This window comes from Pseudoalteromonas sp. Angola-7, from assembly GCF_028599255.1.
Classification (GTDB): domain Bacteria; phylum Pseudomonadota; class Gammaproteobacteria; order Enterobacterales; family Alteromonadaceae; genus Pseudoalteromonas; species Pseudoalteromonas atlantica.
On the sequence record NZ_JAQREL010000009.1, the window covers coordinates 25,445 to 37,965 of the forward strand.

A 12,521-nucleotide genomic window follows, 5' to 3' on the forward strand; every position below is an offset into this window, starting at 1 on the left:
TAGACTCTGCCTTACCTAAAAACCAAACATACTGCTGCAAATTCAGCCACCAAAGTGCAACACGCCCTAATATTCTAGGTATTTTGTACTTTAGCCACGCAAGTATACCCAAACCAAGTTAAAATGCGAGTTTGCTGCGCTTTAAAAACACATAAAGCACCCCATATATGAAAGTAAGTAAAAAATTTAATATCTTGTTCTCAGTGCTGATTCTGGCGCTAAAACACGGTATGCTAAAACTAACCAGATAACCTTTTCGGTGCACAGTGCCCATCAACAGGTGCTAATTTTCAGGAGCTATTATGACAGAGCATAAAAAACCACTGGTATTAATGATTTTAGACGGTTGGGGATACCGCGAAGATGAGCAAAGCAATGCGATTCTTGCAGCCAACACCCCCGTTTTAGACAATCTATGGGCAACCCGCCCACGCACATTAATTTCAGGCTCAGGTTTAGATGTAGGCTTACCTGAAGGGCAAATGGGTAACTCAGAAGTAGGCCATGTAAATTTAGGTGCTGGTCGTGTTGTTTATCAAGACTTTACTCGCATTACCAAAGCAATCAACGATGGCGAATTTGACTCAACTCCTGCACTTGTTGAAAACATCGATAAAGCAGTCGCTGCAGGCAAAGCCGTGCATATTATGGGTTTATTAAGCCCAGGTGGTGTTCACAGCCACGAAGATCATATTGTCGCGAGTATTCAATTAGCCGCTAAACGCGGTGCAAAAGAAGTATACTTTCATGGCTTTTTAGATGGCCGTGATACACCACCACGCAGTGCTAAAGCATCAATAGAGCGTATAGAAGCCTTATTTGCCGAGCTAAATTGTGGCCGCTTAGCGTCTCTTGTGGGGCGTTATTACGCCATGGACAGAGACAACCGTTGGAACCGTGTAGAAAAAGCCTACAATGTAATGGCATTAGGTGAAGGCGAGTTTAATTATGCTGATGGTGTGTCGGCATTAGAAGCCGCCTATGAGCGCGACGAAAACGATGAATTTGTAGCTCCAACCACCATCACGCCACAAGGCACTGAAGCAGCACAAATTAATGATGGCGACACTATCATCTTTGCTAATTTTAGAGCCGACCGCGCCCGTGAAATCACCCGTGCCTTTGTAGAGCCAGGCTTCGATGGGTTCGAAAAGAAAAAATCACCACAGTTAAGCGCATTTGTAATGATGACAGAATACTCAGCCGATATTGATGCCCCTGTCGCATTTGGCCCTACGCCATTGGTAAACGTATTAGGTGAATGGCTTGAAAAAAATGGCAAAACGCAGCTACGTATTTCTGAAACAGAAAAATACGCTCATGTTACGTTTTTCTTTAGTGGCGGACGCGAAGATGAATTTGAAGGCGAATCACGCGAATTAATTCCTTCTCCACAGGTTGCCACTTACGACCTTCAGCCAGAAATGAATTCAGAAATGCTAACCGACAAACTTATTGAAGCTATTAAAAGCGGTAAGTTTGATGCCATTATTTGTAATTACCCGAATGGCGATATGGTGGGTCACTCTGGTGTGTTTGAAGCCGCGGTTAAAGCCTGTGAAGCTGTTGATGCATGTATAGGCCGCGTGGTAGAAGCGCTAGATGAGTTTGGCGGTGAAGCGCTTATCACTGCTGATCACGGTAATGCAGAGCAAATGGCAAATACTGCCACGGGCCAAGCTCATACCGCTCACACTAGCGAGCCAGTGCCATTTATTTATGTAGGACGCGATGCAACGCCAAGTGAAGGCAAAGCATTAAGTGATGTAGCACCTACTATGCTACACCTTATGGGCATGGAGCAACCAAGCGAAATGACCGGCACGCCAATCATGACGTTGAAATAACACATGAGCAAACCAGTAAATTGGTTTAGTGTTTATACATTTGTATTGGTTTCGTTAGTGGTTGCCCCTGCAACCGCTAACGAAAGCCGCACTAAAAAAGACCTATCTGAAGTGCAATCTGCATTAGAACAAAGCCAAGCAGAGTACAACGCACAGCGAAAAAAAATTGCCGCACTGCAAAAAAACTTAAAAAAACACGAGCTAGAAATAGCTAAAAATGCCAAAGCCCTCAATATGGCTGAGCAATCAGTAAAAGAAACCGAGCAAAAACAACAAACGCAGCAACACAAAGCACAGCAATTAAAAGCGCAACACACGCAATTTCAAGCCATTTTAGCCGCCCAGCTAAAAAGTGCTTACATGGCTGGGGGCGACGACTACCCCAAAATGCTTTTAAATCAGCAAGACACAGCTAAATTTGAGCGTACCTTAAGCTATTACAACTATTTAAATAAAGCGCGCATAGAACAAATTGAAGAGCTTAAAGTACTACAACAACAAATTGCAGAAAACCAAGCCGCACTTGCCAAAACCAAACAAAAATTAGCCGCCTTATTTGAAGAACAAAAAAGGCGCCAAAGCGCGCTAGTAAATGCCCAAAGCGAGCGCCAAACTAACCTTAAAAACTTACAAGCACAGCTTAATAGCACTAAAAGCTCGATTAATTACTTAAAAGACAACGAGCAAACATTAATCACCACCATTGAAGAACTTGAGCAAGAGAAAACTCAAAAAATTGAACTGCTCGGCCTTAATAAAAGTAAAGGCAAGCTTAATTGGCCCAGCAAAGGAAAGCTAAAACACACATTTGGTCAGCGCAAACATGGCGGCATAGACTGGAAAGGCGTGTTAATTGGTGCAAAAGAAGGCACTAATGTAAACAGTATTAATAATGGCCAAGTTGTATTTGCTGATTGGCTTAAAGGCTTTGGCTGGGTTATTGTGGTTGATCATGGTGAGGGCTTTATGAGCCTATACGGCCATGCGCAAACATTATTAAAAGATGTGGGCGACATGGTTCGAGAAGGCGAAACGCTGGCATTAGTAGGTCAAAGCGGCGGACAGTCGAGTTCTGGTCTATACTTTGAAATACGCCACAAAGGACGCGCAGTAAATCCTGTTAAATGGTGCAGACGTATTTAAGTGAATAAAACAGCTGCACCGCATTAGGAGCAGCTGATGACTCAAAAAATACCACAAACACGCTCATTTCCCTCTTCCCGTACGCGCTATTCGTTTTTATTGTGCGCATTGACCTATATTGCTATTTTTTGTTTTAGCAATTCATTACTTGCCAGCTCAGTTAAAGATCTTAAAAGTCAGCAAATTTCTGAAATACTCTTCAACATTAAAGCCTATTATGTTGATGACTTATCACTGACAAAAGGAGCACAGGGTGCCTTTAATAATCAGCAAGTAGAAATTTTACTCGACCAGCTAGACCCTTATTCTAAATACCTCAATGAAAATGACTTAGACGCTTTGTTTAACAATACAAATGGGCATTACACTGGCGTAGGCATTGAAGTGAAAGACATTGACAGTGACATTACTATTGTTGGTGTTGTTAAAAACTCCCCAGCCAAAAAGGCTGGTATTTTAGCGGGCGATATTATAGTTAGTGTTAATGATACAAACACGCAAACACGTAGCTTAGAGCAAGTAGCCGCGTTGATAAAAGATACCCGCTTTAACGCGGTTAAACTAACAATAAAGCGCGCAGGGCAGCAGCAACCAATTAGCTTTGCGGTAAACCGCAAAGAAATAAACTTAGAAAGCGCCACTAGCCAATTACTCGACTCAGGCACTGGGTATTTAGCCATAAATAATTTTTCTAATCACACCTTACATGAAGTGGCGCTGCAGGTAGCTGCACTTAAAAATGATTATCGCACGCCCCTTAAAGGGTTAGTCATTGATTTACGTGACAACCCAGGTGGTACTTTACAAAGCGCAGTGGCGGTAGCGGATCTATTTTTACAAAGCGGCACTATCGTCACCACTAAAGGGCGCTATTACGACGCTAATCAAGCCTACTACGCTAAACGAGGCGACATACTTAAAGGCTTGCCTATTGTGGTGCTTATTAATGAAAATTCGGCCTCTGCGGCTGAAATACTCGCCGCTGCTTTAAAAGATAATAAGCGTGCTACAGTGGTTGGTAATCAGTCTTATGGCAAAGGCTCGGTGCAATCTTTGATCCCACTTGGTGATGGTAATACAGCGCTAAAATTAACAACTGCTAAGTACTTTACACCTGCGGGCGTATCGATTGAAGGCGTAGGAGTTACCCCCGATGTAGCAATTGCGCAAGCAACCCTTCCACAATCAAATAAAGCCGTTATAATAAAAAATGAGCAGAACAAAAATACACCACAATTTGAACATGAAATACTGGGCGACTTGCAGTTAGTAAAAGCTAAGCAATTACTTAGCATGCAATAGTAAATAATCTAAACTCTAGGTAAGCGATTTAATAACAGAATAAATATTAACACTATTAGATTCTGCTATTCTTTAGCTATAAATTTTAAGTAAATTCAAGGCAGTTAGCGCTAAAAATGGCTGCTGAGATAGCTTTATTACCCGGCGCTGAGATTAAAAAATACCCTTAATAAATTAAAAAGATAATAAAAACTATAAACGTGAAAATAATAAAATGGCTGTTGTTGGCTATCTGCTTTGTATCTAGCACTGCTTGGGCAAAGCAAATAGCCATCGTAATTGATGATATTGGCTATCATCAGCGAGATTTAGAATTTCTTACCTTACCAGGGCAATTGTCGTATTCAATTTTGCCCCACACACCCTACTCTCAAATTTTTGCCACGCTTGCCAGCCAAGCAAATAAAGAGCTTTTATTGCATGTACCTATGCAAGCCTTAAACGGTAAAGCACTCGGCCCTGGCGGGCTCACCGTAAATATGGATAAAGAACAGCTACAAAAAACTTTAGGCACCGCACTGGCAAGCTTACCGCAAGTAAAAGGGGTTAATAACCATATGGGGTCGGCTCTCACTCAACAAAGCCAAGCCATGAAGTGGACTATGGAAGTACTTAAAAAACGTAATTTATTCTTTTTAGATAGCCGTACTACCGACTTAAGCCAAGCGCAAAATGCGGCAAATTTTATCGGGGTTGAAAATATTGGCCGCCATGTGTTTTTAGACAATATAACCACGCATGAGCAACTGCAGCAAAGGCTGGATGAGCTAAAATATAAAGCAACTAAACATCACTTTGCCATAGCGATTGCCCACCCCTACCCAGAAACCATCGACTTTTTACGCCAAGCGCTACCTGAGCTCACCGAGCAAGGCTTTGAGTTAGTTCCGGTATCGCAACTAGTGCATAAAAAATACATACAATTAGCACAGGCGCAAGGTAAAGGGATCAACGCTAGGTAGCTTTAAGCGGTATTTTAAGTATATTTAAACCATACAACTAAGCTAATAAAAGCAATATTAATAGCTAAAACGTTGATTAAAATACTTACAGCCACAAAGCAAAAGCCCCGCATATTAATGCAGGGCTTTTTAAGTTTTACATTTTTTGCGCTATTAGCTCATAGCACTTTGCAGCTTTTTCATCGCTGTTTTTTCTAGCTGGCGAACACGCTCAGCAGATACACTGTATTTTTCAGCTAGCTCTTGTAGTGTTGCTTTGTCATCAGACAACCAGCGTGCACTTACAATGTCTTGTGAGCGTTCGTCTAGCGTTTTAAGCGCGCTAAATAAACGAGTATGTGACTGCTCTTGCCATTGTTGCTGCTCAATATCGTCAGCTAAATCAGCTGAGCCGTCTGTTAAATATTGTACTGGTGAATATGTACTTGTTGGTGCGTCGTCGTTATCGTCGCCCGTTAAGTCAAAGCCCATGTCTTGGCCGCTCATGCGCGATTCCATTTCACGAACTTCTTTTTCACTCACACCTAGCTCATTCGCTACAGTGCTTACTTCAGCTTGGTTAAACCAACCTAAACGTTTTTTGTTTTTACGAAGATTAAAAAACAATTTACGTTGCGCTTTAGTGGTCGCAACTTTTACGATGCGCCAGTTTTTAAGCACAAACTCATGAATTTCTGCTTTAATCCAATGAACAGCGAAAGACACTAAACGTACACCCACACTCGGGTCGAAACGCTTAACCGCTTTCATCAGGCCTATATTGCCCTCTTGGATTAAATCGGCTTGCGGTAAACCATAACCCGAGTAGCTTTTAGCAATATGTGCTACAAAGCGTAAATGCGACATAATGAGTTGCTTTGCAGCACTAAGATCGCCTTCTTCTTGAAGTCGTGTTGCTAGCTCTTTCTCTTGCTCAGCTTTAAGCATAGGAATTGTGCTAACCGCTTGAAGGTAGCCGTCCATACTTGCGCTTTGTTGCCCAACTGTAAGTGCCATTGCGTATAAATCTTTACTCATTTTTCACCTCGGTGATAAACATTTGAAACCATCTTAGCACTCTTTCTCTAAGAGTGCTAACCCCAATTTAAAACTTTTTTTAAGCGTAAATCAAGCGGTTTTTTAGTGTATGTTAAGTCTACTACATGCGACTGAATAAGTGATGAACTAAGGGATTGCAAGAGATTAGCGCAAGCGTAACAGCGCATTTACAACTAATCTCATTTGAGGATAATAATATACAAACATGACATTTTTGAGTCAGCCATTAGCAGCTGTACTTATACTTTATCAGGCTCAATTTCTTTAATATATCGGTTAACCGATAAGTAAGAACCAATAAAGCCTAAGCTGGTTGCTAGTAATACTAATGCGCCAAACTCATTAAGCGTTAAACCAATTAACGAAAAGCTTGTTTGATACACGCCCGCAACGCTGCTTACTGCGCTAGTTAACCACCACATCATTAAGGCAATACAAATAAATGCAAACAAGCCCCCTATAACGCCATACCAAATGCCGGTCCACAAAAACGGAGCGTGTATAAACGTATTGGTAGCACCTACTAACTTCATTACTTGTATTTCTTCTTTTTTATCCATAATCGATAAACGAATCGTATTACCAATAATAAGCGTGACAGAGGTAAGAAGTAATAAAGCAATTGTGATAACGCTTTCTTTTAATAAGTCTAATAATGCATTTAGGCGCTCAAGCCAAGCAATATCAAGCTTACCAAAATCTACTTCGCGCTCGTTCTCAAGCTTTGTTAGCAGCGCTTTAGCCGCATTAGGCTGGCGATGCCGCTTAGTAGGTGTCACTAATACAACATCGGGTAGTGGGTTGCTATCTAGGTACTCTAAAGCTTGCCCAAACCCCGACACATCTTTAAATTCAGTTAATGCTTGCTGCTTAGAAATAAATTCAACACTTTCTACCTCGGCGTAAAGTGCTAAACGCTTTACTAAGGTTTGTGTTTCTTGTTCGCTCATACTTTCTTTTACAAAAAGCGATATTTCACTGGCTTCTTCAAACCCGCTACTGACTTGCTGTACATTTTTTACGACTAAATAAAGCGTTGCAGGCAATGTTAAACTTAGCCCAAGTACCGCAATTGTCATTAATGATGCAAGTGGCGTACGCCACATTTCACCTAAACTGTGCACCCCTTGGCGAAAAATATTAATAATAAAAAAATAACCGCCAGCTATGGCTGATTTTTTTTGTTTGTCGTTTGAGTTTTGGCGTCCTTTAAATAACAAGCTCACAGCGTGCCCTCCGCAAGTGGGTCTTCAAGCATTCGGCCATCTTTTAAAGTCAGGCTACGGTATTTTAAACGCGACACCAGACCTAGATCGTGTGTTGCTATAAGTACTGTCGTACCATGTTTATTAAAATCTTCAAATAGCCTTAATATTTCCATAGAGAGCTCGGGGTCAAGGTTACCCGTTGGTTCATCAGCTAATAAAATAGGCGGAGAATTTACAATCGCTCTGGCAATACCTACGCGTTGCTGCTCACCACCAGAGAGTGTAGAAGGATGACATTTAACTTTATCTAACAGCCCTACTTTATCTAGCGCACCATGAACTCGTTTAGCGATTTGTTTATGATGAGTGCCTTCAATAATCAACGGCAGTGCAACGTTATCAAACACAGTGTAACGCTCTAACAAACGATGATTTTGAAAAATAATACCAATATCGCGGCGTGCATAAGGAATTTGCCGAGAATTAACTTTATTTAAATCAACACCATTAATTAGCACGTTGCCTGCAGAGGGGCGCTCCATTAAGCTAATGAGCTTTAATAAGGTACTTTTACCCGCACCACTGTGGCCTGTTAAAAAAGCCAGTTCGCCAGGCTTAATATGAAATGTAACTTTTTCGAGAGCGCGATGCCCACCCGGATAGGTTTTACTTACTTGCTGAAAATTTATCATTTTTTATTATGCCAGTCCCAAATTAGTAAAATGGAATTCCTTAGCTAGGGCCTGCAGACCTTTCAGGATTGAAATTTGCTTTGCCTAGAGACTATTTAATCGCGGCGCAAGGTTTATAGCCCAGAAGGCTAAGTAAAACCGAGCAATAAAAAGTAAATAGTCCAAAGGGCAGCGCATGTTTAATCTCAAAAGATAAACAGACCAAAAAAGGGAGCAAGCTCCCTTTTATGTATTAAGCGTCATCCTCATCTTGGCTAAATAAAGCGTCAATAAAGTCATCGCTTTTAAATGCGCGTAAATCATCAATACCTTCGCCAACACCAATGTAACGAATAGGAATATTAAACTTATCTGCAACCGCAAATATAACCCCACCTTTAGCAGTACCATCAAGTTTTGAGAGGGTAATACCGGTTAAACCAACACATTGATTAAATAAGTTTACTTGGCTAATTGCATTTTGACCTGTACCCGCATCAATGGTTAGCATAACTTCATGCGGTGCATCGGGGTCAATTTTCTTCATTACGCGTGCTATTTTTTCAAGCTCTTGCATTAAGTTATCTTTATTTTGCAAGCGCCCTGCTGTATCAGCAATTAATACATCTACATTACGCGCTTTAGCGGCTTGAAATGCATCAAACACCACCGAGGCACTATCTGCACCAGTGTGCTGGGCAATAACAGGAATGCTGTTACGCTCGCCCCACACTTGCAGCTGCTCTACGGCTGCTGCACGAAAGGTATCACCTGCGGCCAACATAACCGACTTACCTTCATTTTGAAATTGCTTAGCTAACTTACCAATGGTTGTCGTTTTACCTACGCCGTTTACACCGACCATTAATATAACAAATGGTTTTTTATCAGCATGTATCTCAAGCGGTTGCTCAGCTGTTTTAAGCATTGCGGCCATTTCTTGCTTCATTAAGTCATAAAGCGCATCGCCATCTTTAAGCTGCTTGCGATCGGCGACATCAGTAAGGCTATCAATCAGCTTCATGGTGGTATCAACACCTAAATCGGCGGTAAGAAGCTGTGTTTCTAAATCTTCAAATAAATCATCGTCTATTTTTTTACCACTAAAAATAGATGCAAAGCCAGAGCCTATATTTACACGGGTTTTTAATAACCCTTTTTTAAGACGTGAAAAAAAGCCTTCTTTTTTAGGCTTTTCGGCAAGTTTAGCTTCTTCTTTTGCAAGCTCTGCCGTAATGCGCTCTTGCTCTAAACGATCAGCTTCGGCCTCTGCTGCAATACGTTCTTGCTCTGCACGTTCAGCTTCTGCCTGTTCTTGTGCAATACGCTCTTGTTCTAAGCGCTCAGCTTCTGCTTGCTCTGCGGCAATTCGCTGTTGCTCTACACATTCAGCTTCTGCTTGTTCTGCAGCAATACGCTCTTGTTCTGCACGTTCAGCTTCTGCTTGTTCTGTGGCAATTCGCTGTTGCTCTAAACGCTCAGCTTCTGCTTCTGCTGCTGCAATACGCTGCTGCTCTAAACGCTTAGCTTCTGCTTGTTCTGCTGCAATACGCTGTTGCTCTAAACGTTCAGCTTCTGCTTGTTCTGCAGCAATTCGCTGTTGCTCTAAACGCTCAGCTTCCGCTTCTGCAGCAATACGTTCTTGCTCTGCACGTTCAACTTCTGCTTGCTCTGCGGCAATACGCTCTTGCTCTACACGTTCAGCTTCTGCTTGCTCTGCGGCAATACGCTCTTGTTCTAAGCGATCAGCTTCTGCTTTTTCTGCAGCAATACGTTCTTGCTCTGCACGTTCAGCTTCTGCCTGTTCTTGTGCAATACGCTCTTGCTCTAAACGCTCAGCTTCAGCTTTTTCTGCTGCAACACGCTCTTGCTCTAAACGCATTTGCGCTTCTTGCTCTGCTAAACGAGCGGCTTGTGCTTGTTGTTGTACCTGTGCTTCAGCTTGCTCTTTCGCAAGCAACTCAGCGTTGGCTTTTTCAATTGCTAATTTTTCATCTTGCTCAGCTTGCTCGCGCTCTGTGTCTAAACGTTGTTGCTCAGCTCGCTGTGCAGCCATACGCTCTTGCTCTAAACGCATTTGCGCTTCTTGCTCAGCTAGACGAGCAGCTTGTGCTTGTTGTTGCGCCTGTGCTTCGGCTTGCTCTTTTGCAAGCAACTCTGCATTAGCCTTTTCAATTGCTAAACGCTCTGCTTGTGCTTTTTCAGCAGCAATACGTGCTTGTTCTTCACGCTCTGCTTCGGCCTTTTCTGCCGCTAAGCGCTCAGCCTCTTGTTGCTGAGCTAATGCCTGTTGTTTATCAGCTTCTGCTTGTTTTTTATCTGACTTACCAAAACCGAGCCAAGACATGAATTTACTTTTTTTTGCCATACTTGCTAATAACCACTTATAAAAATCTGATAAACTAAAATTTGAAATAGCTTGGTGTGGCTCAGCAAAGCGTGCCGGCCAAACAACCGTTCAAAACGTAAGTGCTAAATAGTAACACTTTTAATGCGGTTGAAAAATGAAGCTAAACGTAAACTACGCACAATATTATCTGAGCTAGATCCCTTATACCATTTTTTAGTGACCTAAATGAGAAAAAAAACAACGAAAAATAAAGTAATTAGCAAATCTACTGACGGCTTTATTAGAGTAATCAGCGGGCAATTTCGTGGCCGTAAACTGCCGGTAAAAAATGTAGAAGGGCTACGCCCAACAACAGACCGCATTAAAGAAACCGTGTTTAATTGGTTAATGCAAGATACGCGCGATGCAACAGTACTCGATTGCTTTGCAGGCTCTGGCGGGCTTGGCTTTGAAGCGCTTTCTCGGTTTGCTAAAAGCGCCACGTTTATCGAACTAGATGCCTCGGCTGCTAAGCAAATTGAGCAAAATATTAGTACCTTAAAGCTTGAAAATGCACAGGTAAAACACACTAATTCACTCTCATATTTAGAGCAAAAGAATACAAATTCACCATTTAATTTAGTTTTTGTTGACCCACCATTTCGTAAAAACTTAGCGCAAAGTAGCTGTGATTTATTAGAAAATAACCAATGGCTTAGCGAAGACGCGCTCATTTATGTTGAGGTGGAAACCGAACTAAGCAGCTTTTCACAACCAGATAACTGGCTGTTAATTAAAGAGAAAAAAGCAGGGCAAGTATTCTGCAGGCTATACCAACGCCAGCCAAATTAACACTATTTAAGCCGCTGCATTTCTGTTAATATTATCCTTTACATGTGGTGTTGCTTCGGATTACAATACCGCACCATTTTTGAACCACTTGATCAATGTTTGATCAACTTGAGCAACGCTCATAATTTAGGTAGGTGAATTTTTAATGCCAGTAATTAAAGTAAGAGAGAACGAACCGTTTGACGTAGCACTTCGTCGCTTCAAGCGTTCATGTGAAAAAGCAGGTATCCTTTCAGAAGTTCGTCGTCGCGAGCACTATGAAAAGCCAACAGCTGAGCGTAAGCGTAAAAAAGCTGCAGCGGTTAAGCGTCACATGAAGAAGCTTTCTCGCGATAACGCACGTCGCGTTAAATTATACTAATAGTATTAGGTCTTGTATAAATGAGCCTTTTAATAACGCTAAAAGATGCGCAAAAAGATGCGATGAGAGCGAAAGACAAACAACGTCTTAACCCTATTCGCATGGTGCTTGCCGCAATCAAGCAACGTGAGATTGACGAGCAAATAACACTAGACGACGCAGGTATTACCTCCGTTATAGTGAAGCTTGTTAAACAACGTCGTGATTCTTACACTCAGTACAAAGATGCTGGGCGTGAAGATTTAGCCGAAATTGAAGCCAATGAGATCGCAGCACTAGAAACTTTTTTACCTCAACAATTGAGTGAAGAAGAAATAGTTGCCCTTATTGATGCGGCTATTGCTGATACTAATGCAGCAGGTATGCAAGACATGGGTAAAGTAATGGGCATAATCAAAAGCAAAGCCGAAGGACGTGCCGATATGGGCAAGCTTTCTGGTTTAATTAAGCAACGATTAACAGCCTAATACTCCCACATACACAAAGTATGATTAAAGCAAACCGAGCCTAGTGCTCGGTTTCTTCGTTTAAGTAGACAAACAAAACGCTTTTAAGTAATGCTCGTGCATGTAATTAAGTGATTTATTGTGTAGCTACAAAAGCACATCGAAGGCTAGGTAAAATGGGTTATTTAGGGCTATCACTTACTGCGCCTGCACTGCTCTACCTTCAATATCCTAGCTTTGCACGCTGTTAGCGTCAGGTTTAGCACCTAAAAATGATTAAGTATTATTGCCCATGGATATAATGTAGCTTTTTAGCTTACCGATACCCCTTTTATAAATGCGCGCATTGTGTTGAAATTACA

11 protein-coding genes are annotated in these 12,521 nt (G+C 41.7%); 7 read left to right on the forward strand and 4 right to left on the reverse strand.

Features of this window, described 5'->3' with window-relative positions; genetic code table 11:
* Positions 1-302: 302 nt before the first annotated feature.
* From gpmM to PSH50_RS12930, 4 genes are all read left to right on the forward strand, one after another.
* Entirely contained in the window at positions 303-1,847 is a 1,545-nt protein-coding gene (gpmM, locus tag PSH50_RS12915; RefSeq protein ID WP_004588617.1) for a 2,3-bisphosphoglycerate-independent phosphoglycerate mutase, read from the forward strand.
* Positions 1,848-1,850: 3 nt separating this feature from the next.
* Positions 1,851-2,990 carry a murein hydrolase activator EnvC gene (locus PSH50_RS12920; RefSeq protein ID WP_273609717.1) on the forward strand — a complete coding sequence of 380 codons (1,140 nt, stop codon included), beginning with the start codon at positions 1,851-1,853 and terminating at the stop codon, positions 2,988-2,990.
* 36 nt (positions 2,991-3,026) lie between these two features.
* Positions 3,027-4,292 carry a S41 family peptidase gene (locus PSH50_RS12925; RefSeq protein WP_273609719.1) on the forward strand — a complete coding sequence of 422 codons (1,266 nt, stop codon included), beginning with the start codon at positions 3,027-3,029 and terminating at the stop codon, positions 4,290-4,292.
* Between the two features lie 200 nt (positions 4,293-4,492).
* On the forward strand, positions 4,493-5,254 hold the full coding sequence (locus PSH50_RS12930; protein WP_004588620.1) for a divergent polysaccharide deacetylase family protein: 762 nt from the start codon (positions 4,493-4,495) through the stop codon (positions 5,252-5,254).
* A 153-nt stretch (positions 5,255-5,407) separates the two neighbouring features.
* On the opposite strand, the gene rpoH is transcribed toward PSH50_RS12930, so the two are convergent.
* From rpoH to ftsY, 4 genes are all read right to left on the reverse strand, one after another.
* Positions 5,408-6,271, reverse strand: a complete 864-nt coding sequence (gene rpoH / locus PSH50_RS12935) for an RNA polymerase sigma factor RpoH (protein ID WP_004588621.1) — start codon at positions 6,269-6,271, stop codon at positions 5,408-5,410.
* Positions 6,272-6,531: 260 nt separating this feature from the next.
* The gene (gene ftsX / locus PSH50_RS12940; RefSeq protein WP_004588622.1) at positions 6,532-7,518 is read right to left on the reverse strand and encodes a permease-like cell division protein FtsX; all 987 of its coding nucleotides are present in this window, start codon (positions 7,516-7,518) and stop codon (positions 6,532-6,534) included.
* Positions 7,515-8,192 carry a cell division ATP-binding protein FtsE gene (gene ftsE, locus PSH50_RS12945; protein ID WP_004588623.1) on the reverse strand — a complete coding sequence of 226 codons (678 nt, stop codon included), beginning with the start codon at positions 8,190-8,192 and terminating at the stop codon, positions 7,515-7,517. Before ftsE ends, ftsX begins: the two co-directional genes overlap by 4 nt.
* A 232-nt stretch (positions 8,193-8,424) precedes the next feature.
* A complete protein-coding gene (gene ftsY, locus PSH50_RS12950; protein ID WP_273609721.1) occupies positions 8,425-10,539 on the reverse strand; it encodes a signal recognition particle-docking protein FtsY in 2,115 nt (704 codons plus the stop codon).
* 207 nt (positions 10,540-10,746) lie between these two features.
* Here ftsY and rsmD point away from each other — a divergent pair, with 207 nt between their 5' ends.
* The 3 genes from rsmD to PSH50_RS12965 all read left to right on the forward strand — a co-directional run bounded on the left by rsmD (position 10,747) and on the right by PSH50_RS12965 (position 12,180).
* Positions 10,747-11,352 carry a 16S rRNA (guanine(966)-N(2))-methyltransferase RsmD gene (gene rsmD, locus PSH50_RS12955; protein ID WP_273609723.1) on the forward strand — a complete coding sequence of 202 codons (606 nt, stop codon included), beginning with the start codon at positions 10,747-10,749 and terminating at the stop codon, positions 11,350-11,352.
* A 145-nt stretch (positions 11,353-11,497) separates the two neighbouring features.
* Positions 11,498-11,713, forward strand: coding sequence for a 30S ribosomal protein S21 (rpsU, locus tag PSH50_RS12960; protein WP_002957797.1), 216 nt, complete (start codon positions 11,498-11,500; stop codon positions 11,711-11,713).
* Positions 11,714-11,733: 20 nt separating this feature from the next.
* Positions 11,734-12,180, forward strand: coding sequence for a GatB/YqeY domain-containing protein (locus PSH50_RS12965; RefSeq protein ID WP_004588626.1), 447 nt, complete (start codon positions 11,734-11,736; stop codon positions 12,178-12,180).
* Positions 12,181-12,521 lie beyond the last annotated feature (341 nt).

Excerpts from the sequence above, each read along its gene's own strand:
- rpsU (WP_002957797.1), top strand. The coding sequence starts at position 11,498 with ATGCCAGTAATTAAAGTAAGAGAGAACGAACCGTTTGACGTAGCACTT.
- PSH50_RS12920 (WP_273609717.1), top strand. The coding sequence starts at position 1,851 with ATGAGCAAACCAGTAAATTGGTTTAGTGTTTATACATTTGTATTGGTT.
- PSH50_RS12965 (WP_004588626.1), top strand. The coding sequence starts at position 11,734 with ATGAGCCTTTTAATAACGCTAAAAGATGCGCAAAAAGATGCGATGAGA.
- PSH50_RS12925 (WP_273609719.1), top strand. The coding sequence starts at position 3,027 with ATGACTCAAAAAATACCACAAACACGCTCATTTCCCTCTTCCCGTACG.
- ftsE (WP_004588623.1), bottom strand. The coding sequence starts at position 8,192 with ATGATAAATTTTCAGCAAGTAAGTAAAACCTATCCGGGTGGGCATCGC.
- gpmM (WP_004588617.1), top strand. The coding sequence starts at position 303 with ATGACAGAGCATAAAAAACCACTGGTATTAATGATTTTAGACGGTTGG.
- rsmD (WP_273609723.1), top strand. The coding sequence starts at position 10,747 with ATGAGAAAAAAAACAACGAAAAATAAAGTAATTAGCAAATCTACTGAC.
- ftsY (WP_273609721.1), bottom strand. The coding sequence starts at position 10,539 with ATGGCAAAAAAAAGTAAATTCATGTCTTGGCTCGGTTTTGGTAAGTCA.
- rpoH (WP_004588621.1), bottom strand. The coding sequence starts at position 6,271 with ATGAGTAAAGATTTATACGCAATGGCACTTACAGTTGGGCAACAAAGC.